20 protein-coding genes are annotated in these 20,154 nt (G+C 62.2%); 6 read left to right on the forward strand and 14 right to left on the reverse strand.

The features are described 5' to 3' along the window. Nucleotides 1–2 precede the first annotated feature (2 nt). The 4 genes from HCN58_RS25480 to HCN58_RS25495 all read right to left on the reverse strand — a co-directional run bounded on the left by HCN58_RS25480 (nt 3) and on the right by HCN58_RS25495 (nt 3,675). On the reverse strand, nt 3–302 hold the full coding sequence (locus tag HCN58_RS25480) for an acylphosphatase (RefSeq protein WP_171582120.1): 300 nt from the start codon (nt 300–302) through the stop codon (nt 3–5). Beyond that, a complete protein-coding gene (locus tag HCN58_RS25485) occupies nt 299–1,168 on the reverse strand; it encodes an isocitrate lyase/PEP mutase family protein (RefSeq protein WP_171582121.1) in 870 nt (289 codons plus the stop codon). Before HCN58_RS25485 ends, HCN58_RS25480 begins: the two co-directional genes overlap by 4 nt. A 145-nt stretch (nt 1,169–1,313) precedes the next feature. Continuing rightward, a complete protein-coding gene (locus tag HCN58_RS25490) occupies nt 1,314–3,329 on the reverse strand; it encodes an acetyl-CoA carboxylase biotin carboxylase subunit (protein WP_171582122.1) in 2,016 nt (671 codons plus the stop codon). A 136-nt stretch (nt 3,330–3,465) separates the two neighbouring features. Then, the gene (locus HCN58_RS25495; protein WP_171582123.1) at nt 3,466–3,675 is read right to left on the reverse strand and encodes a hypothetical protein; all 210 of its coding nucleotides are present in this window, start codon (nt 3,673–3,675) and stop codon (nt 3,466–3,468) included. 210 nt (nt 3,676–3,885) lie between these two features. Here HCN58_RS25495 and HCN58_RS25500 point away from each other — a divergent pair, with 210 nt between their 5' ends. Beyond that, nucleotides 3,886–4,647, forward strand: coding sequence for a thermonuclease family protein (locus tag HCN58_RS25500; protein WP_171582197.1), 762 nt, complete (start codon nt 3,886–3,888; stop codon nt 4,645–4,647). A 56-nt stretch (nt 4,648–4,703) separates the two neighbouring features. Next, nucleotides 4,704–7,157, forward strand: a complete 2,454-nt coding sequence (locus HCN58_RS25505) for a hybrid sensor histidine kinase/response regulator (protein WP_235983861.1) — start codon at nt 4,704–4,706, stop codon at nt 7,155–7,157. Between the two features lie 6 nt (nt 7,158–7,163). On the opposite strand, the gene HCN58_RS25510 is transcribed toward HCN58_RS25505, so the two are convergent. The 3 genes from HCN58_RS25510 to HCN58_RS25520 all read right to left on the reverse strand — a co-directional run bounded on the left by HCN58_RS25510 (nt 7,164) and on the right by HCN58_RS25520 (nt 10,933). Continuing rightward, nucleotides 7,164–9,824, reverse strand: a complete 2,661-nt coding sequence (locus tag HCN58_RS25510; RefSeq protein ID WP_171582198.1) for a bifunctional diguanylate cyclase/phosphodiesterase — start codon at nt 9,822–9,824, stop codon at nt 7,164–7,166. A gap of 152 nt (nt 9,825–9,976) precedes the next feature. After that, nucleotides 9,977–10,504 (reverse strand): hypothetical protein, encoded by a 528-nt coding sequence (locus HCN58_RS25515; protein ID WP_171582125.1) that lies wholly within the window; start codon nt 10,502–10,504, stop codon nt 9,977–9,979. An 84-nt stretch (nt 10,505–10,588) separates the two neighbouring features. Next, nucleotides 10,589–10,933 carry a PQ-loop domain-containing transporter gene (locus tag HCN58_RS25520; RefSeq protein WP_235983865.1) on the reverse strand — a complete coding sequence of 115 codons (345 nt, stop codon included), beginning with the start codon at nt 10,931–10,933 and terminating at the stop codon, nt 10,589–10,591. A gap of 143 nt (nt 10,934–11,076) precedes the next feature. On the opposite strand from HCN58_RS25520, the gene HCN58_RS25525 reads away from it, so the two are divergent. Next, nucleotides 11,077–11,766 carry a phosphatase PAP2 family protein gene (locus tag HCN58_RS25525; protein ID WP_171582126.1) on the forward strand — a complete coding sequence of 230 codons (690 nt, stop codon included), beginning with the start codon at nt 11,077–11,079 and terminating at the stop codon, nt 11,764–11,766. Here HCN58_RS25525 and HCN58_RS25530 read toward each other — a convergent pair. The 3 genes from HCN58_RS25530 to HCN58_RS25540 form a co-directional block, all read right to left on the reverse strand. Then, a complete protein-coding gene (locus HCN58_RS25530; RefSeq protein ID WP_171582127.1) occupies nt 11,763–12,254 on the reverse strand; it encodes a YciE/YciF ferroxidase family protein in 492 nt (163 codons plus the stop codon). The two genes, HCN58_RS25525 and HCN58_RS25530, sit on opposite strands and share 4 nt — an antisense overlap. Nucleotides 12,255–12,325: 71 nt before the next feature. Next, nucleotides 12,326–12,778 (reverse strand): PPC domain-containing DNA-binding protein, encoded by a 453-nt coding sequence (locus HCN58_RS25535; RefSeq protein WP_171582128.1) that lies wholly within the window; start codon nt 12,776–12,778, stop codon nt 12,326–12,328. 20 nt (nt 12,779–12,798) lie between these two features. After that, nucleotides 12,799–13,359, reverse strand: a complete 561-nt coding sequence (locus HCN58_RS25540; protein WP_171582129.1) for a type 1 glutamine amidotransferase domain-containing protein — start codon at nt 13,357–13,359, stop codon at nt 12,799–12,801. Nucleotides 13,360–13,506: 147 nt separating this feature from the next. Between HCN58_RS25540 and HCN58_RS25545 the strand changes: the two genes are divergently transcribed. Then, nucleotides 13,507–14,424: a DUF6328 family protein gene (locus HCN58_RS25545; RefSeq protein ID WP_235983867.1), complete on the forward strand. Its 918-nt coding sequence runs from the start codon at nt 13,507–13,509 to the stop codon at nt 14,422–14,424. A 571-nt stretch (nt 14,425–14,995) separates the two neighbouring features. Here HCN58_RS25545 and HCN58_RS25550 read toward each other — a convergent pair. Further along, complete coding sequence (locus HCN58_RS25550; RefSeq protein ID WP_171582131.1) at nt 14,996–15,733, reverse strand: Crp/Fnr family transcriptional regulator; 738 nt, start codon at nt 15,731–15,733, stop codon at nt 14,996–14,998. 741 nt (nt 15,734–16,474) lie between these two features. On the opposite strand from HCN58_RS25550, the gene HCN58_RS25555 reads away from it, so the two are divergent. Continuing rightward, on the forward strand, nt 16,475–16,825 hold the full coding sequence (locus HCN58_RS25555; RefSeq protein ID WP_171582132.1) for a hypothetical protein: 351 nt from the start codon (nt 16,475–16,477) through the stop codon (nt 16,823–16,825). Nucleotides 16,826–16,899: 74 nt separating this feature from the next. On the opposite strand, the gene HCN58_RS25560 is transcribed toward HCN58_RS25555, so the two are convergent. Further along, a complete protein-coding gene (locus HCN58_RS25560; protein ID WP_171582133.1) occupies nt 16,900–17,181 on the reverse strand; it encodes a hypothetical protein in 282 nt (93 codons plus the stop codon). Between the two features lie 198 nt (nt 17,182–17,379). Between HCN58_RS25560 and HCN58_RS25565 the strand changes: the two genes are divergently transcribed. Continuing rightward, the gene (locus HCN58_RS25565; protein ID WP_171582134.1) at nt 17,380–19,230 is read left to right on the forward strand and encodes an alkaline phosphatase family protein; all 1,851 of its coding nucleotides are present in this window, start codon (nt 17,380–17,382) and stop codon (nt 19,228–19,230) included. Between the two features lie 19 nt (nt 19,231–19,249). Here the strand turns inward: HCN58_RS25565 and HCN58_RS25570 are convergent, their stop codons facing one another. Further along, entirely contained in the window at nt 19,250–19,429 is a 180-nt protein-coding gene (locus HCN58_RS25570) for a hypothetical protein (protein ID WP_171581866.1), read from the reverse strand. Nucleotides 19,430–19,471: 42 nt separating this feature from the next. Beyond that, nucleotides 19,472–19,708 (reverse strand): hypothetical protein, encoded by a 237-nt coding sequence (locus HCN58_RS25575; RefSeq protein WP_171582135.1) that lies wholly within the window; start codon nt 19,706–19,708, stop codon nt 19,472–19,474. Nucleotides 19,709–20,154: the final 446 nt, after the last annotated feature.

Here is a 20,154-nt window from a genome sequence, read left to right on the forward strand (position 1 = left end):
GGTCAGATCGTCGGCAGCACCGAGAACCGCTCCCCTGCCTCCCGCAGGTTCAGCATATCGGGATTGCCGGCGTCATCCTGCACGGCATCGACCCGCGCCGATGACGGTCCACGCCGGCATGCCGCAATCACGGCGGTCACGGCCGCCGCAGGGCCTGCGAACAACGCCTCGACGCTGCCGTCCCGGCGATTGCGCACCCAGCCTTCGAGATCGCGCGACCGCGCCGCGTGGTCGACAAAGGCGCGGTAGCCGACGCCCTGCACCCGGCCCCTGATCGTGACATGGCGGATGGCGTCGCTCATGGTTTCTTCAACCCGAGGAATTCGCTCGCGCGTGCGTTCATGTCGATATCACGCATTGCCCGGCCCGTCAGTTCGGACGACGCCAGCCTCTTCAGATTCTTCGGCGAGGTTCCCTCACGCAGGGCCTTCAGCGTCTCGTAGACGGCCTGCGTCGCGGCGGCGAACGGCGCGTGGCCCTGCAGCGCGATCCGCACGCGCTGACCAGCGAGATAATCGAGCGCGATCATCTCCTCGGGCACACCGCCGAGCACGATCGGCAGGCTCGTTGCCGCGGAAATGGCCTCCAGTTCCTCGCGATTCCTGATGCCGGTGAAGAACAGCGCATCGACGCCGGTGGCTTCATACGCCTTCGCGCGCGCGATGGCGTCGTCGAGACCGCTAACGGATACCGCGCCAGTGCGGCCCATGACGACCAGCGAGGGATCGCCGCGCCCATCGAGGGCAGCCTTCATCTTGCCGACGCCCTCCTCCAGCGGGATCAGTTGCGTCCCCGACTGCCCGAACGCCTGCGGCAGCAGCGTATCCTCGATGGTCAGGCCGGCGGCGCCGGCAGCCTCGAGTTCCTGCACGGTGCGGCGGACATTGAGCGCGTTGCCATAGCCATGGTCGGCGTCGACCAGCACCGGCAAAGTCGAGGCGCGCGACATCCGGCGCATCTGCTCGGCCAGCTCCGTCAACGTGATCAGCGCAACATCGGGATCGCCGAGCACGACCAGCGAGGCCACCGAGCCGCCGAACATGCCGAGCTCGAAACCGAGGTCTTCGGCAATGCGGATCGAGGTCGCGTCATAGACCGATCCGGGCCGAATGCAGGCGCGGCCGTTGAGAATGGAACGCAATCTCTCGCGGCGCTGACGGTAAGCCATGGTTGCCCTCAGTTCTATCTACCGTCATTGCGAGCGCAGCTAAGCAATCCATAGCGCCACAAGCCGAACCATGGATTGCTTCGTCGTGACGCTCCCTTGCACAAACGCTTCGCGTTTGTCGCAGGCAATGACGGAACGGGAAGCGTTACGCAAACTCCAGGATCAGCGCATCCACCGCCAGCGTCGCGCCGGCCGCGGCGTGAATCTTCTTCACAGTTCCGTCGCGTTCGGCGCGCAGCACGTTCTGCATCTTCATGGCTTCCACCACGGCCAGCGTCTCGCCGGACTTGACCTCCTGGCCTTCGGCGACCGCAATCGACACCACGAGCCCGGGCATCGGGCACAACAGCTTCTTGCCGGTGTCGGCCGCGGAAGTTACCGGCATCAGCCGCGCGGCCGCGGCCTCGCTTTCGGTGAAGACGTTGACTGCAACTTCAAAGCCCTGATGCGCGAGGCGGAAGCCGTTCGGGATCGCGCGCACCTGCATCGCCACGAAATGGCCGTCGATGGTGCCCTGCCAGACCGGTTCGCCCGGCGTCCACGCCGAAACCAGATTGTGCGGATTGCCGGGCAGGCCGTCCGCGCCGATCAAGCGCACCGCGATGCCCTCGGCCTCGCGTGCCACGTCGAGCGCGATTTCGTCGCGGTCGAGCCACACCGCGCGGCGGCGCTCGCGTTGCACCAGCCGGCCGCTCATCTGGCCCGAAATCTGGCGCTTGCGCTCGCCGAGCACGTGATCGATTGCGGCGCCCACGGCGGCCAGCCGCCGCGCGATCTCGCCTTCCGGCGAACGCGCCGAAAATCCCTTCGGGAATTCTTCCGCGATGAAGCCGGTCGAAAGCTTGCCCTCGCGCCAGCGCGGATGGTTCATCAGTGCCGACAGAAACGGAATGTTGTGCCTGATGCCATCGACGTAGAACGCGTCAAGCGCGGTGGCCTGCGCCTCGATCGCAGCGGCCCGCGACGGCGCGTGCGTGACGAGTTTGGCAATCATCGGATCGTAATGGATCGAGATCTCGCCGCCTTCCTGCACGCCGGTATCGTTGCGGATGGTGACGCCGTCCTGGCTCGCTTCCGCCGGTGGCCGGTATTTCACCAGCCGGCCGATCGACGGCAGGAAATTGCGGAACGGATCCTCGGCATAGACACGGGACTCCACGGCCCAGCCGGTCAGCGTAACATCCTTCTGCGCGATCGAAAGCTTCTCGCCGGCGGCAACCCGGATCATCTGCTCGACGAGATCGATGCCGGTAATCAATTCGGTGACGGGATGCTCGACCTGCAGGCGGGTGTTCATCTCCAGGAAGTAAAAACTCTTGTCCTGGCCGGCGACGAATTCGACGGTGCCGGCGGAATCGTAGTTCACGGCCTTGGCGAGCGCGACCGCCTGCTCGCCCATCTTGCGACGGGTGGTCTCGTCGAGCAGCGGCGACGGCGCTTCCTCGATGACCTTCTGGTTACGGCGCTGGATCGAGCATTCGCGCTCGCCGAGATGGATCACGTTACCATGCTTGTCGCCGAGCACCTGTATCTCGATGTGGCGGGGATCGACGATGAACTTTTCAATGAAGACGCGGTCGTCGCCGAACGAGGATTTGGCCTCAGCCTTGGCGAGATTGAAACCCTCGGCGACTTCCTTCTTCGAATGCGCGATCCGCATGCCCTTGCCGCCGCCGCCGGCGGAGGCCTTGATCATCACGGGATAGCCAATCTCGTCGGCGATCTTCACCGCGTGCTTTTCGTCCTCGATCACGCCGAGATGCCCAGGGACGGTCGAGACTTTTGCTTTTGCGGCGGCCTTCTTGGATTCGATCTTGTCGCCCATCGCGGCGATCGCGCCCGGATTGGGGCCGATGAAGACGATGCTGGCCTTGGCGAGCTCGCGCGGAAACGCCTCGCGTTCGGACAGGAAGCCGTAGCCGGGATGCACGGCCTCCGCGCCGGTCTTGCGGCAGGCGTCGATGATCCGGTCGATCAGCAGATAGCTCTCGGCCGCCGCCGGCGGACCAATCAGCACCGCGTCATCGGCCATTTCGACGTGCAGCGCATCGCGATCGGCCTCGGAATATACCGCTATCGTCTCGATCCCCATGCGGCGCGCAGTCTTGATGACCCGGCAGGCGATCTCGCCGCGATTTGCGATCAGAATTCTCTTGAACATGTTCTTCTTGCTTGAGCTTTGGGCGGGATCCTCCCCGCAATGAGACATGCGGGACGCGGGTAACACACCCGTCGTACAGCAAAAATCGATGGAGGCAACGGTCTCGTAGCGCGCGGCTGCCCAGCCCGGCAGTTACTCACCCGGAATAGGAGTTGAACCGGCCCCGCGCGTAGGCGTGGGATACCGCTTTCATCAGCTCGCCGACTTCGGATTCCAGATATTCGTTGGCGACAATCAGCGCGCGGATCGTCGCCCGCATATCGCCGCCGCAGGCGGAAATCGCCTGATCCACCGCGCTTTCCAGTTCATCCCCCTCTTCGGATTTCGGCTGTGAAGAGGACGACATGGCAATATTCCGTTTTGAGCGACGGCGCTATGTACCTATTTTGTTCTCATGAAGTCAATGGGACCGCTCGGCCTCGGCCGCCTGCCCTCGCCGTTTTCCCCAACCTGCTTCCGCGCGCCATTAGCGTCATCGCGTCATCGCCTTGGTTCAATCACATCACCTTGTGCTAGAAGGCAGCGGCGGTTGTGGAATTGATTTGAAATGAAACAGATGCGGTCTCGAATTTTTCTTGTTGCAACGTTGCTGTCGATCGTCCTTCCGGCCAGCCAGAGTTTGGCTGCCACCGCCGTCGTCCGGGACGGCAGCACGCTTCAGCTCGGCAATTTGACCTACCGGCTCGATGGCATCGATGTCCCGACCGCCGATCAACTCTGCATCGACGAACACGCCGATAGCTGGACCTGCGGTGTCGAGGCGCGCGATCAACTGAGCAAGTTGATCGGCGGCAAACAGGTCCGCTGCGACGATCTTGGCCCCGATCCCGCCTACAAGAAACGGCACATCGGCGTATGCAAGATCGAGGGCGACACCACAAGTCTCAGCCAATTGTTAGTCCGCAACGGCTTTGCTCTGAATGTCGAAGCCTCCGCCAGCGGGCGCTTCCAGGTGGATGAGGCGCGCGCCAGGGACGACCGCCAAGGTCTCTGGAAAGGCTGCTTCGTTGCGCCGCGCGAGTTCCGCGCCGGGAAGGAGGACGGCGCCCTGCTCGGTGCCTCGTGCCGCGCCGACCGCGACCGCGAAATCCGCGAGGCCCTGTTCCCCGAGGAGCTCGTCATGCCGGCGGGCTGCAACATCAAAGGCAAGCGCGCCATCCGCGCACGCGTCACCGGGAACCTCGGCATCTACCACCTGCAGATGTGCCGCTCCTATCCAGGATTGAAGCCGGATCGCTGGTTCTGTTCCGAGGAAGATGCGCAAGCCGCCGGGTTCCGCAGGGCCTATAACTGCCGGTCAACCACCAAGAGCAAATGAGGCTGGCAAACGCGCCGGCTATTGTGTGAAAGTGCCGGCAGAGGTTGCCGGCACGCATGACATCTTCCGACACCACGAACGTCCTGCCTGAAGCTGCCGCTGCCGAGCGCTTGCGGCAACATCTCCAGGAAATCGCAAGCGAACGCGACAGAGCCCATCGTGCGTTGCAGGAGCGCGAAGCGGAGCTGGCGCGGATCCAGCGCATCGCTGGCGTCGGCGGGCTCGAAATCGACTTCCGTGATGGCGTCAAGAACCGCCGCTCCCCCGAATACCTTCTGGTTCACGGGCTGCCGCCCGAGGCGGCCAACGAGACCTACGAGGAATGGGTCAGTCGAATCCATCCCGAGGATCGCGAACGAACGGTCCAGGACCTGTTCGGCGTATTGAAGAGCCAGAGCGAAGACTATTCGGCCGAATACCGCATCGTGCGGCCAAACGACGGCGCGATCCGATGGATCCGCGTCGTCGCCAAGATCGAGCGCGACCGCGACGGCCGCGCGCTTCGCCTCGTCGGCGCCGATTGCGACGTCACCGATCAAATGCTAGCGCAGGCCACCTTGCGCGAAAGCGAGGAGCGGTTCCGCCTGATCGCCAACAGCGCGCCGGTCCCGATCTGGGTCACCAAGCTCGACCGCACGCGTTCCTTCGCCAACCAGGCCTATGTCGATTTCCTCGGACTGCCGTTCGAGGAAGCCATCGTGTTCGATTGGCGCAAGCGGCTGCATCCGGACGATGCGCTGCGCATCGTGCAGGAATCCATCGCAGGCGAGGCCTCGCTGAAACCGTTCGTGCTGGAGGCCCGCTACCAGCGTGCCGACGGCGAATGGCGGTGGTTGCGCTCGGAATCCCAGCCGCGCTGGGATCCGACCGGCAAGCACATCGGCTTCATCGGCGTTGCCCACGACGTCACATCGGCCAAGCAGGCTGAACACGATTTGCGCCGGCTGAACGAAATCCTGGAATTGAAGATCACAGAGCGGACCGCGCAGCTCGAATCCAGCGAAGCGCAGATGCGGGCGATCTTCGAGACCAGCCACCAGTATCAGGCGCTGCTCAACCGGCACGGTGACGTGCTCTATGCCAACGGGACCGCGCTGGCCGGAATCGGCGCCGATGCCGGCGCTGTGGTCGGCCAGCCGTTCTGGGAAACGCCGTGGTTTGCCGCGACCTCCGGCATGCGCGATGCCGTCCGCGACGCCTTCATCACCGTGATGAGAGGCGAAGAAGTCAAGATCGAGATGCTGCTGCACCTGCCGATCGGCGACCGCTATTTCGATTTCGCGATGCGTCCGCTGCACGACCAGTACGGCGCGGTGATCGGTGCGGTGCCGGAAGCCATCGACGTCACCGAGCGCCGCCAGGGGGAGGAAGCGCTGCGGCAGTCGCAGAAGATGGAAGCGGTGGGACAGTTGACCGGTGGTGTGGCGCACGATTTCAACAATCTCTTGACCATCATCCGCTCCGCGACAGATTTTCTGCGCCGCCGCGAGTTGCCGGAAGAGCGGCGCCGGCGCTACATCGACGCGATCGCCGAGACCGTGGAGCGGGCCTCCAAGCTGACCGGACAATTGCTGGCGTTCGCCCGCAGGCAGCCACTGAAGCCGCAGGTCTTCAACGTCGGCACCCAGGTTGAATCCGTCGCACAGTTGATCCGTCCCCTGGTCGGCGCCCGGATCAGGATCGACGTCGACATCGCCGATCTCAATTGTTACGCGATCGCCGATATCGCGCAATTCGAAACCGCGCTGATGAATCTCGCCGTCAACAGCCGCGATGCCATGGACAGCGAGGGTCGGCTGACCATCCAGGTCCGCAAGGTGGATGCCATTCCGCCACTGCGTGCCCAGCCTGCCCGTAGCGGCGATTTCGTCGCCATCACCGTGACCGATACCGGCTGCGGCATCGCCCCTGCCCTGCTCGAGACGATTTTCGAGCCGTTCTTCACCACCAAGGAAGTCGGCAAGGGCACCGGCCTCGGCCTCAGCCAGGCGTTCGGCTTCGCCAAGCAGTCCGACGGTGACATCGCGGTTACGAGCAAGCCTGGCCAGGGCGCGACGTTCACGATCTACCTGCCGCAGGCTCCGGTGCCGGCCGATGCCGTCGAGGCCGCCGCGACCGGCAGCGAGCCCGCCGCTCGCGGCCGCGGCTACCGCGTCCTCGTGGTCGAGGACAATGACGACGTCGGCCAGTTCTCCACCGAGCTATTGGAAGATCTCGGCTACACCGTACGCCGCGTCGCCAGCGCGGATGCCGCGCTGGCAATCCTGGCAGAGGATGAGTTTTCCGCCGATCTGGTGTTTTCCGACGTCATCATGCCCGGCATGAACGGCGTCGAGCTCGCTGGCATCGTGCGCGAGCGCTATCCCGGCCTGCCTGTGGTCCTGACCAGCGGCTACAGCAACGTGCTGGCGGAGAGCGCCCACCGCGGCTTCGAGCTGATTCAGAAACCCTATTCGGTGGAGCTGCTGTCGCGGATTCTCAGGAAGGCGATTTCCGAGGCGCGCCGCTAGGACAGCTCACGCCACGGCCTCAACGCCGGCCTCCCCTGATGCCAAGAGCGCGCGGATTTCCTGCGCCGGGCGCGCGGCGCTGAACAGATAGCCCTGCATCTGCGTACATCCGAGATTCTGCACGGTCTCGCGCTGCTGCAGCGTCTCGACGCCTTCGGCCGTCGTGATCATGTTGCGATCGGCGGCGATGCTGACCACCGCGCGGATGATCGAGGCCGACGAGGAATTGCACGTCACTTCCTTGACGAAGGAACGGTCGATCTTGATCTTGTCGAACGGGAAGCGCTGCAGATATTGCAACGAGGAATAGCCGGTGCCGAAATCGTCGAGTGCGATGTGGATGCCGAGCGCGCGGAGCTGGTTCAGCGTCGCCAGCGCGGCGTCATCGTCAGCGATCAGGACGGCTTCCGTGATCTCGAGCTCGAGCCGGCGCGGGTCGAGCCCGGTCTCGGCAAGAACGGCGGCGACTTTCATCGACAGCGTTTCTGACCGGAACTGGATCGGCGAGACGTTTACGGCGATGCGGATATGGGACGGCCAGATCGCCGCTTCGGTACAGGCGGTGCGCAACACCCACTGCCCGATCTCTTCGATCAGGCCGGTTTCCTCGGCGACCGGCACGAAGTCGGCGGGCGAAATCATGCCGCGCACCGGATGCCGCCATCGCAACAGCGCCTCGCAGCCGGTGACGCCGTCGCCGCGCAGATCGACCTGCGGCTGATAGTGCAGTTCGAACCCGCCCTGCAGCAGCGCCTCGCGCAAGTCGGCCTCCAGCTCGCGGCGGTGATTGGCCTGCTGCTCCATCTCGGGATAGAAGAAGCGATAGGTCCTGCGGCCGGCGGCCTTCGCGGCATACATCGCAAGATCGGCGTTCTTCAGGAGATCGAGCAGGTCCGAGCCGTCGCGCGGGGCGATCGCGATGCCGATGCTGGCGTCGCTGGCAAGCTGATGGCCATGGCAATCGAACGGGGTGCGCAATGCATGATAGATCCGCGCGACCAACGCGTGAACGTCCTCGGCGCTCGCGATGCCGTCTTGGAGGATAGCGAATTCATCGCCGCCGAGCCGGGCGATGAAATCTTCAGAGCCGACCGACTGGCGCAAGCGCTCCGCCACGCACTTCAGAAACTCGTCGCCGATCAGATGTCCCAGCGTGTCGTTGATACGCTTGAACTCGTCGATGTCGATATAGAGGATCGCGAACTCCCGCCGCTCGGTTTCCAGCAGCAATCCTTCCGCATGGCGTTGGAACAGCGTGCGGTTCGGCAAATTGGTCAAGGCGTCGTAATGGGCGAGATGCTCGATCCTGGCCTGGTCGCGCCGCCCTTCGGTGACGTCTTCCAGCGTCGTGGCCCAGCCGCCGTCCGCCGACCGCTTGAAGATCAGCCGGATCGTGCGCCCGTCCGGCGTCGAGGTCACCGTGTCCTGAACCGGGCTGCCGTTGGGATCGAGAAAGCGCGCGCAATAGGCGTCGACATCGCCGACGAAGGAGCCGCGCTCCTGACGGTGGCGGACCAAGTCGCGCAGATGGCAGCCCGGTTTGACGATCTCCGGCGAGAGCCCGAACATGTCGATATAGCGCCGGTTGCAGATCACGAGGCGGCCGGAGGAATCGAACAGCAGCAGGCCTTGCGTCATGTTATTGATCGCGGTGTCGAGATGCCGGCTCTTCTCCGATAGCTTGCGCTGCGCGGCGGCGTGCTGGCGGTGTAGCTGGCGCACGACCAGAAAAACCATTCCGATCACGACGACGATTGCCAGCGCTGCCGCAAAAAATTGCAGCCTCGTCTGCGCCCGCCAGTCGGCGAGTGCGGTCTCCGTCCTGGTAGTCGCGACGATGAGGATTGGAAAGTGCATCAGCGATTTGACCGCGCCGACCTTGTCTTCCGACAACCTCGCGCTGGTGAAGCGCCCCGAAACGTTGCCGTCCAGCGTCAGTGCGCGCTGAAACGCGTCGGTATTGGCGACGTTCATACCGATCAGCTTGTCGTCCTCGGGATAACGGGCAATGATGGTGCCGTCGCGGTGAATCATCGAAATCGCGGTGTCGCTATCCAGCGCCAGCGATGCGACGAAGTCCTCGAAGTGGGAAGGCTCGATGCCGCGCACGGCAAAGCCGATGATCTCGCCCTCACGGCCGCTGATCTTCCGCGCGAAAATGGTGGTCCAGACCTTGGTCACCCTGCTCACGACCGGCTCGACAATCACGTCGGGCGTCGGCCTGCCCGACATGAACTCCTGGAAGTAGCGCCGGTCCGTAATGGTCGAGTCCGCCACCGGCCACATCTCGGACGAATTGATCAGCCAGCCCTTGGCGCTCCAGAGATTGAGCGCACCGACATGCGGCAACACCGAGAGCTTCATGCGCAGCATCTCGTGCGCGCTCAAGGTCGACATCTTCTTTTCGAACTCGTCGGCGGTGTAGACCCCGTCCGCCCGCAGGCCGGTTACGACGTCTTCCTGGACATGCTGGAGGTCCAACAGTTGCTGGTCGAAATGTCGCGACAGCAACAGCGCGCTGTTGTTGAGTTCGCGCTCGGCAACTTCCAGCGCCCGCTCGCGGTACTGCATGGCGAAATAGCCGGTGCCGAGCATGATCGCGATCACGAGCACCGCCGCACTCAGGATCAGCCACTGGATCGCCGCCAGCCTGATCCGCCACGGCATGCCGCGACCGAACAGCGGCTGGCTCGCCGCGACGAAGTCTTCCGATGAATTGTTCAGCATTTTCGCCGTCCCCACAGGCGCTTGTTGTAGGGACCACAAGCCAAAAGCGGGTTAGCAAATCCAGTTATCGCGAGGTTAAGGCGGCCGCGCAATCAGGCTGTTTCTGCCAGCTCGTCTTCCTCGAGACTGCACTCGATCAGGGCGCCGTCGATCGTGAACTTCGAAAACAGCGATCCCGGCGTCGAAGCCTGCAGCGCCGCGAAGAACTGCGAATCTCCGGGACTGCGCAGGAAAAACCGGATGTGGCTCGCCGACATAGTATCCCTCGACAGCCATACGATGCCCGAGAACAGCGCCACCATCATCTGGGCGTATTGGCCGGCATCGGCGATGCCGAGTTCGTAAATCGGCGACATCACGATGAGGCGCGCGCGAAGGATCGGATCCGGAAACTTGCTCATCATCAGGCGGCTGACCTGGCAGGCCGCGTGAATCCGCTCGCCGTCGGACAGGCAGTACAGGCTCGGGTGATCGCCTTCCTTGGTCAGCGCGTCAAACGCCGTGAAGCTGCCCATCGAAAAGGTCGAAAAGTCCTCGCCGACGCTTTCGGCGTCCTTCTTCCATTGGCCCTTGATCGACCGCCAGGACCTGTCCGGCTCTTTCATCGGCAGAAGGCGCATGACTAACCAGAGGTTAATGCAGAAGTTGATGCCGGTATTTTACTGGCAGCGGCTAAACGTTTGCTTACGCTGGCGCCCGGCCGGTCAAATATTTAGCCTATTCGGCATGGGCTCGAATTGACTGCTCGAGCCGGCACCTTCGGGCGATACTTGCCGGCGCGGCATCAGCCGTGGTCGGGCGACGCGCTCGGCCGCCGCCCTCCTGCAGCTTGCGATAGAGCACAAATCCGGTGAGGCCGGCGCCGACCAGATTGGCTGCAACGATGACCCAGTCGGGCCCTGATGGGCGCCGTACAATACCCAGAGCGCGAGACCGGCGGTCAGGGCGATCAAGGTGCGACGCGAAAGATCTTCCGTCGATTGACCGGTGCGGACTTCTCTCACTTGCGGAATGTACGACAGCGAACTCAGCAGAGGTCCGGCCGCCATCGATGGTTCCTGCAGCTGGAACCATCAACAAACCTCCGGGTTTTCGTGTATCGGCGTTTGCCCGTGACGTCGAACTGCAGCCCCGCCGGAGATCACGGACGACGGGGCTATGGTAGAGTTTTCTCCGTTGAAGAAGGCGAACGATGGCGCTTTTCCGGGTTCGACCAACCCAAGCCGACATCGAAATTGCAGATGCAATTTCGCGAAACACCAATGCCAAGGCCGAAACGGCTGCGCAGATCGTGAGTTGGGGAGCTGACGAGCACATTCTTTGCGCGCTCGCGGCCGGCTTTTGGCTCTACTGCCGAAGCGGAAGCCGGCGCGCCCGGCGCGACAGCAGCCATGTCCTGCTGACGACAATAGCGGTTACATTGTTGCCGCACGTTCTGAAGACAATTTTCGATCAGAAGCGCCCGGACCGCCAGACAATCCTCGGACACCTCCATGGCGTGCCATTTTCGGGAAAACCTCTCGACGCCTTTCCCTCTGGCCATGCCGTCCACGTCGGCGCGCTCGCATCGGCGGCTTCCGTGCTGCCGCCTCGCAAGCGAAATCTGGCCTGGTCGATCGGCACAGGGCTAGTCCTGGCACGGATCGTTCTGCTGGCGCATTGGACCAGCGACGTGGTCGCGGGACTAGCGATCGGAGTAGCGACCGAACGGCTGCTCAGGCGCTGGACCGGCTTTGGATTGCCCGGAGAGGCGCCGCCAACCGCGGCAGTCTCGCATCCCAAAGAGTCGCATCCCAACGCATTGCATCCCAAAGCCCCTGCGGGCGCGGGGCAGTTCGCGCCACAGCCGGCAAGACCCGCACCGCGCCCGCGATCGCTTTAAGCCGCGGCCTCGTAATTGACTGCGGTTTCCGCGATCTTGGTCAGGGTTTCGTCGGTCTTCTTCTCTTCGGCCAGGGTCTGATCAATCAATTTCACCGCTTGCGGATTGTTGAGCTTGGCGGCCCAGGCTTTCAGGGTGCCGTAGCGTGAAATCTCGTAATGCTCGACCGCCTGGGCGGCGGCCAACAGGCCGGCATCGAGCGCGGGCGTGTCGGCATACTGCTCCATGATGTCCTTGCCTTCATCGATGATGCCTTCGATCGCCTCGCACTTCTTGCCGCGCGCGGCCTTGCCGAGCAACTCGAATATCTCTTCCAGCCTTTCAACCTGCTCCTCGGTCTCCTCGTGGTGCTTTTCGAAGGCGGCCCGCAGCTTGTCCGAGGTGGCGGCCTTCGCCATTTTCGGCAGCGCCTTCAGGATCTGCTTCTCGGCGTAGTAGATATCCTTGAGAGTATCCAGGAATAATTCATTCAGGTCTTTGTCAGGCATGACTTCCTCCATTGATGGTGCGCTGACAACATGGGACCGAATGAAATGGTTCCTAGGCCGTTCATCGGATGCTATCCGCCCCCGACCTCAAGATCGATCAGGGCAATTCCGAGGTCGGGCCTCTTCTTGCGTCGAAGCGCTGCCGGCGCTTCGGTCAAGATCGCTTCGAGCGTCGGCCTGACGGTTGCTGCCAGCAGATGACCGCCGCGCGTCGAGCCATCAGCAAGGCCGAGCACGACGTGAACGTGCAAGCTGGGCTTGCCATCGTCGCCGGCGGCAACGTCGCCGATCGCGCTGAGGACTTCGCACTGCTCGTCGACCTCGATCTTCCGGTAGCTCTTCGCGGCGACATCGAACCAGCCGACGGTTGCCCGTTCGAAGGCGCCGATCGCGGTCAGTGAGGCCGCCGAAATCCCGGATTCGGCGGCGAACCGGGTGAGCGCGGCAAACGCCTCCTCGCCCGTGTCCAGAATGACCACGTGAACGTGCGCCTCGTCATCGGCGCCGATACGTTTGCTCTTCATGGCTACCTCGCAATTTGCGGTCAGGCTGCACTGCGCCTGATGTGGCGGCCTTCCCTCACCTCCTCGACGATCTTCGCACTGAACGCTTCGAGATCACCGGGGTTGCGGGACGTAATCACGCCCTGGTCGACCACGACCTCCGAGTCCTCCCATTTGGCACCGGCGTTGGCGACATCGGTCTTGATCGACTTGTAGGAGGTCATCTTTCGTCCCCTGGCGATACCGGTTTCGATCAGGAGCCACGGCGCATGGCATACGGCAGCGACGATTTTCCCGGCGTCGAAAATATCCCGGATGAACTTGAGCGCTTTCTGTTCCACCCGAAGCAGGTCGGGATTGATCTGCCCGCCAGGCAGCACAACGGCGTCATAGTCCGCAGGTGAAGCCTGATCGAGCGTCTTGTCGACCCCGACCGGCCGTCCCCAGTCCTTCTTGTCCCATCCCCTGATTTCGCCTGATGCCGGCGAGATCACGTCGACGACTGCGCCGGCTTTCTTGAGCCGATCACGCGGCAATTCGAGTTCCGACTGTTCAAAACCATGCGTTGCCAGAATAGCGATTTTCTTTCCGCCGAGATCCATGGGGCGCTCCCTGAGATTGAGCTGTCCCCGTCAATCGGCACTGCAGAGCATCGTTCCCGACGAGCCGACTTCGGCGCCTTTGGACCGAAAGGCGGGCCGGCGCTGGAACTCGCTGTTCCCCGAAAAGTTCATTAGACGGAGATTGCAATGGAAGTCGAAAGCCGATTGAAGACCGCGCTCGATGAATCGAGGCTTCTGATCCTCGGCGCCCAGGTCCTGTTCGGATTTCAGTTCGAGGCTGTGTTCCAGGAGCGCTTTTCGGACATCTCCGAGGCAAGCCGCTTGATTCATAGCGCGGGGCTCGTGCTGATGTTGATCAGCATCAGCCTCCTGATTGCTCCTTCGCTGTTTCACCAAATTATCTTCCAGGGAGAGAGCCGGCCCGAAGCCATAGCAACTGCGACGATGCTAGCCGGTGCCAGTCTGCTGCCCTTGACGGTTGGGCTGGGCATATCGGCCTTCGTGACGTTCGAATTCCTGTTCGGACGCATGACGGGTGGGGCCGTAGGCCTATCGTTTACCGCAATCGGGCTTGGGTTTCTCTATGGCCTCGGCTTCGCATTGAAACGGAATCGGAAGAAGCAAATGCCAGAAACCTCCAACAAGACTTCGCTGAAATCCAAGATCGAGCAGATGCTGACGGAAGCGCGGGTCATCATTCCCGGCGGCCAGGCCCTCCTCGGGTTTCAACTGGTCGCGACGCTGACAAAAGCGTTCGGCGAACTGCCCGCCCTTTTCAAGTATATTCACTGTGCCGGACTATGCGCCGTCGCACTCGCCGTCGTCCTTCTGATGACGCCCGCGGCCGTGCATCGCCTCGCCTTTGACGGAGAAGACGATCCGGAATTTTTCAAGATCGGCTCACGCCTCGTGATTGCCGCATCGATACCGCTGGCCATTGGCATATCCTCCGATGTCGCCGTGGTGTTCTTCAAGACAACGCACGATACGGCCATTGCGTTGAGCGCCGGCGCGGCTGCGCTTGTTGCCTTGCTCGGATTCTGGCTGGTCTATCCCGCCTGGCACCGCGTTCAGTTCAGGACGCGACGCGCGAACCCGGTTTAATCTCTCGGCTCGCCGCGTGGAGATTGGGAATCCGGCGATGAGGAAAAAAGCGCGGAAGTCCGACCGCGAGAGGCGGAAAAGCCGCGATCGGCCGTGCGCGGAAGTCGGACGGGCATACGCGTCAGGAACTCTACGTCAGGGCAAGGCGACGCCATATCGAAGAACGATCAAAAATGACGAAGCGGCAGCTTGAGAACGCACTTGGATGCGTTGACCGCTTGGCCGGCTCGGCGACCGAGCCTATTGTGAGATATCGACCCGGCTATGTCGGCAACTGGATAGACCTGAGATCGGTCCACGCGCAATTTTTTTTCATGGCCAGGCCCGATCCGGAGCTGCTCCCTCTTCCATCTCCGCGCTGTCCAAACTGCGCAGCGAGAATGACCGCTGTTGCCGTCTCCATTGGTTCGGACGGGCTGGAGCACCGCACATTCGAATGCAGAACATGCCATCATTCCGAGATAAGAACGTTGGACGCTGATCCCATCAAGCCAGACGCCGTGACTTCGACCAAAAGCGCGTCGCGATCACCTGACTAGATTGACGACCATTTCGCAAGCGGATTGTAATTTCAATCCTTCTGAGGTGCGTGATCAGAGCCGCTATTGCGTTTGCGCCCCAGCAACCGATCGTAATTGTCACGAACCGTCTCATAGCACTCGCAGGCGCTTTCTCGCAGCGCTTCCACGTCGGTGATCTCGATCTTGCCCCGCCGGTATCGGATCATTCCAGCCGCTTGCAGCATATGCGCCACCGGCGAAACGGTCGTTCGCCGGACACCCAGCATCTCCGCGAGAAACTCCTGTGTGAAGGGGAGCGTATCGCTTCCCGACAGGTCGCGCGCCCGCAGCAGCCATCGGCACAACCGTGCCGTCGAATCGTGAAGGATGTTGCAGGCGGCGGATTGCTGCGCCTGGGCATAAACCGTCTGCTCGTGACTGATGACCGTCGAAAGCATGCCGGGGCGGTCAAGCATCACGCGCTTGAATGTGTCGGGCTCACAGAGCACCCCATGTCCGCCGATTTGAACGATCGCGCGATTTAAGGCCAGCTTGCCGTCCAAGGCTGCCGAAGCGCCGACGACACCGTCGCGGCCAACCATAGCGGCTTCAACGGTTTCTCCGCTCTCGAGCAGCACCACGAGGGAGACCACCGCGTCAAATGGAAAGTAAACCCCGCTAATCTTCTCCCCGGCCTCGTGCAGTATTTTGGTGGACTCCAGTGCGACCGGCCTGAGGTGAGGCCGCAGTACCTCCAGGTCCGGCGGGTCAAACGACGACAGCAGCAGATTGCTCGAAAATGATTGCATGAGGGCTCCCGGAATGGCGGGAGCACTTTCTGTCTCTCAGTCACGCGGCTGCCGGAGGGTACCGTTGATATCGAACGCTATCCTTTTCGCGGGAGTGGCGTCTGTCCGGCACCCGACATTGCTAGCCCTCCACGCTCAACCGCGAGGCGCCAAACCTCGATCGTTGCAGGCTGGAAAAAGGGCCCCGACGCAATCGGCGCGCCGGGGCCATTAAGAATTGTCGTCTCCGGGAGGGAAAGACGACGAACCAGAAACGACGGATGGGCTGACACCGTTCCGATTTTTTGCCCAATGTCTCCGGAAGCGGCAGACGCCCGTGCAACTGCCGCAACGTATTGCTTGAAAGCTGGTGCGGGAGTTGTTCGCGCTGAACATGTCTTGCGTATATTCTCCCGAGACTCTCGCTCTCGTTATACCCAGCCTTGCCGCCATGCATCCGCGTCCTTTGTTGCAATAGAGTCAAGAAGAACGTGGAAGGCCTGGACGAAGCCGGCCATGAAGATGAGTCCCATTCAAGCGGTTGGATGCGCCTGAAAAATGCTCTACGCATCGATGGATTCTCAGCGCGCGAAACCTGACTGGCCGGCTACGCAATACTGATGCGCTTTGCGAATTGAGCGCCTTTGGCGGAACAGAAGCTGGAACTGAAACCTCACATCCGTTTGAAACGAGCCGATCACGATATCGGAACCGTCGTTGGCGCCACCGGTTGGCCCGATGTCACTACAACGGAGGCAACTCATGAACTTGAAGCTCCTAACTGCAGCCGCGGTTCTTTCCACTGCAGTCGCAGCGCCGGCACTGGCGCAGGATCCTCACGGACGATCGGATGCCATCCGCCAACCGCAAACCCAGGACCGTGTCTATCATCGGCACAGCGGATTCTGGCCGGGTGAAATAGCCGCTGGCGTGGTTGGCGGCGCGATCGGCACGGCCGGCGCAATTGCGACGGCGCCATTCCGAAACGACGTCTACGCTTACAATGATGGCTACTACGGGCGTCGCTACTATGGCGGCTACAATAATGGCTTCGTCTGTCAGCCCGGAACGACGTTCATCGGTGAGGACGGCCGGCGTCATATCTGCCAGTAGCTAACGTAACGGGTATTTAAGAAGAGGCGGTCCAACACCGCCTCTTCTCTTTTGTAAGGCGATTGCCCGAATATCTAGCGATTGCCTGAAGCCTTCTTCTTTCCAGGCGGATCGCCGCCGCGGTCGACCCGGCTCACGCGCTGGGCGCGGTCCTTGTCCTTGGGCTGCTCCTGTCCTCGTTGATCGCGGACGATGCCCTGATCATCGCTACCATCGGACGATCCGGGATCAGTCGATTCGGGCTCTGTCGCTTGCCGCTGCTGCTCCTTGCCTTCCCGGACCAGCAGTTCGTCGCCGAGCATTTGCCCGATGATCTGTTTGGTCTGAGCCTCAGCCTTCTCATGGAACTTGCTCATGGCGGGCCTCCTTCCATCGAAGAACGACGTCAGGCTGCAATGTTTCCATGTGTTTCCAAACAGGACTTTTGCTGGGCCGCGCCAGTGTTTCCCGCTCTTGAGACCGGTTCCGCACAAATGTAACAATCCCGTCGCAGAGCAAAACTAAACGGGAGCGACGGCGAACCGCCGAACCGCTTTCCTGTGGGGGAGAACCTGATGCGCCGCACCATCGTGTTGCTGTCCGCCGGCCTGATCGCGCTTGTCGCCGGTTCAGCGTCCGCGCAAAACGCCACGCCGCGCAACCTGATCCTGTTCGTGCCGGACGGTTTGCGCGGACGCATCGTGACGCCGCAGACCGCGCCCGCGATGGCCGAACTGCGCGACAAGGGTGCCAACTTCCAGAACTCGCATTCGCTGTTTCCGACCTTCACCATGGCGAACGGCTCGGCGATGGCGAGCGGCCATTACCTTGGCGATACCGGCACCTTCAGCAACACGATCTACACCGGCCGTCCGATCGCCCACTCCAACAACACCGTCACGCCATTCCTCGAAGTCAACCCCGTGCTTCTCGAGGTCGACGAGCATTTCGGCGGCGACTATTTGAACGAAGAGACGCTTCTGAAGATGGCGCGCGAGAGGGGTTACAGCACCGCGGCCATCGGCAAGCACGGTCCCACCTTCATCTTCGACCATACGGACAAGGTCGGTGCGGCCGGCCTGCATTCGATCATCATCGACGACGCTACGGGCAGCAAGAACGGCGTCCCCCTTTCCGACGAAATGAAGGAGGCTTTGACCAAGGCCAACCTGCCGCTGGCGACGCCCTCACGCGGCGAGAACGGCAAGGCCGGCGACGCCAAGACGCCGGGCACGACGATAGCGAACGTTGCGCAACAAGCTTACATGGCCGACGTCGCAGCCAAGGTCGTGCTGCCGATGTTCAAGGCGCGCAACAAGCCGTTCGTGCTGGTATTCTGGTCGCGCGACCCGGACGGCAGCCAGCACAACACCGGCGACAGCCTCAACACCATCACGCCCGGCATCAACGGGCCGACCTCGATGGCCGGCATCAGAAACGCCGACAACAATCTCGCCCAGCTCCGCAAGGCGCTGGACGAGCTCGGCCTCGCCGCGTCGACCAACATCATCGTCTCCTCCGATCACGGCTTCTCGACGATCTCGAAGGAAAGCAAGACCAGCCCCGCGGCAAAGATCTCCTACGAAGACACGCCGAAGGATTTCCTGCCGATGGGCTTCGTTGCCATCGATCTGGCGAAGGCGTTGAACCTGCCGCTGTTCGACCCCAACGACAAGAACGCCCGCGTGGCCGACAACGCTCATCCCCGGGCGGGCAACGGCTTGATCGGGAAGGATCCGGCGAAGCCCGACGTTGTGGTCGCGACCAACGGCGGATCGGACCTGATCTATATCCCGGCCAAGGAGCGCAAGCTCGCGGACCGCGTCATCAAGGCGCTGCTGGAACAGGACTACGTCAGCGGCCTCTTTGTCGATGACGAGCTCGGAAATTTCCCAGGCACGCTGCCGATGTCGCAGCTCGGCCTCAAAGGCAAGGCCGTCGTGCCGCACCCGTCGATCGTAGTCAACTTCCGCTCCTGGTCGTCAGGTTGCGACGAGCCGACCAACTGCTCGGTCCAGATTGCTGATACCGTGCTGCGTCAGGGCCAGGGCATGCATGGCAGCTTCAGCCGCGGCGACACCTTGAATTTCACAGCGGCGATCGGGCCCGACTTCAAATCGAGCTATGTCGATCCCCTCCCCGTCAGCAACGCGGACGTCGGCGCCACTGCGGCAAAGCTCCTGGGACTCACGCAAAAGTCCAAGGGCAAACTGATCGGCCGCGTCATGACCGAAGCGATGCCCAATGGCGCAACGCCCAAGGCCTATGCCGGCACCGTGACGTCAAAACCGTCGGCGAACGGCCTGCGCACCGTGCTGAACTTCCAGCGCGTCGGCTCGCAGCGCTATTTCGACGCGGCGGGCTTTCCGGGCCGCACGCTTGGGCTGGAAGTGAACGGCGGAAAACAGAAAACGGCCGGGAAATAACCCCGCCGCTTGTATCTGGCTATCCGATGAGCCAATGCCCCTTGTGGATGTCGAACTTCACCAGACCTTCGTCGCGCATTTTCAGAAGCAGGGATTGGCAGGCTTCCTCATTCGGGAGATTGGCCCGCCTCATGACTTGATAGGCCTTGAGCGGCTTCTCGCGGAGCGCATTCAGGATATTCTCGCGATCTTTCAGCATGACTGGTCCTGCAATCCAAAACTGGCGTTCATGATGAACTGCTCAGGCGATGACGAGTTTGATCTGGCCGTCTTCAAGATTTCCCGCTGCGAGCGCGTCGCGGGCCATCTTTTCGATAACAGGCCAATTTGCGAGAAGATACTTTTGGGCCAGCGCCTTCGTCGGCAGCTCGGTTTGCAGAATGCAGCGCTGCCGCGCATTCCCGTTCGCGATCTGAAAGGACACCGCTTGCGGCCCTTCGGTGATCTCTTGTTCGGTGGGCTTGGCAGCTATCCGCATCCGCTATCCTTTGTGAACGTCTGATTGGGCCAAGCTGTCGGGATCGGGCATCAGCCGCCGCGCCTTGGTCCGTTTGTTGGTTATTGCGAATGAGCGGCGAGCCGCTGGCGGCCAGCTAGGGCTGATCGTCGTCGGCCTTTGGGGAGTCTTTCGGCCCGTGATCCGCGATCGGCTGCGTGTTGCGGACCGCCTCGGCCAGCATCAGGCGCAACTCATCCTTCGTCATCGGTGGTTGCCGCGTGGTCGATGATTTCCATTGTGCCATGAGTGCCCATATGGGGATGCCGGGGTGAGATTTAAACCCCTGATTCGCCCTATCAGTGTTCCAGCACGTTTTTTAGCCCGGTGTCTGATTTGAAAATCGCGGCAACGGCCGCCGCGTCGCTGGTGGGATTACTGAGCTTGGCCGATGGACTGCTTCGCTTCGCTCGCAATGACGCTGATGG

Origin of the sequence: Bradyrhizobium australiense (genome assembly GCF_013114825.1) — a bacterium.
GTDB lineage: Bacteria > Pseudomonadota > Alphaproteobacteria > Rhizobiales > Xanthobacteraceae > Bradyrhizobium > Bradyrhizobium australiense.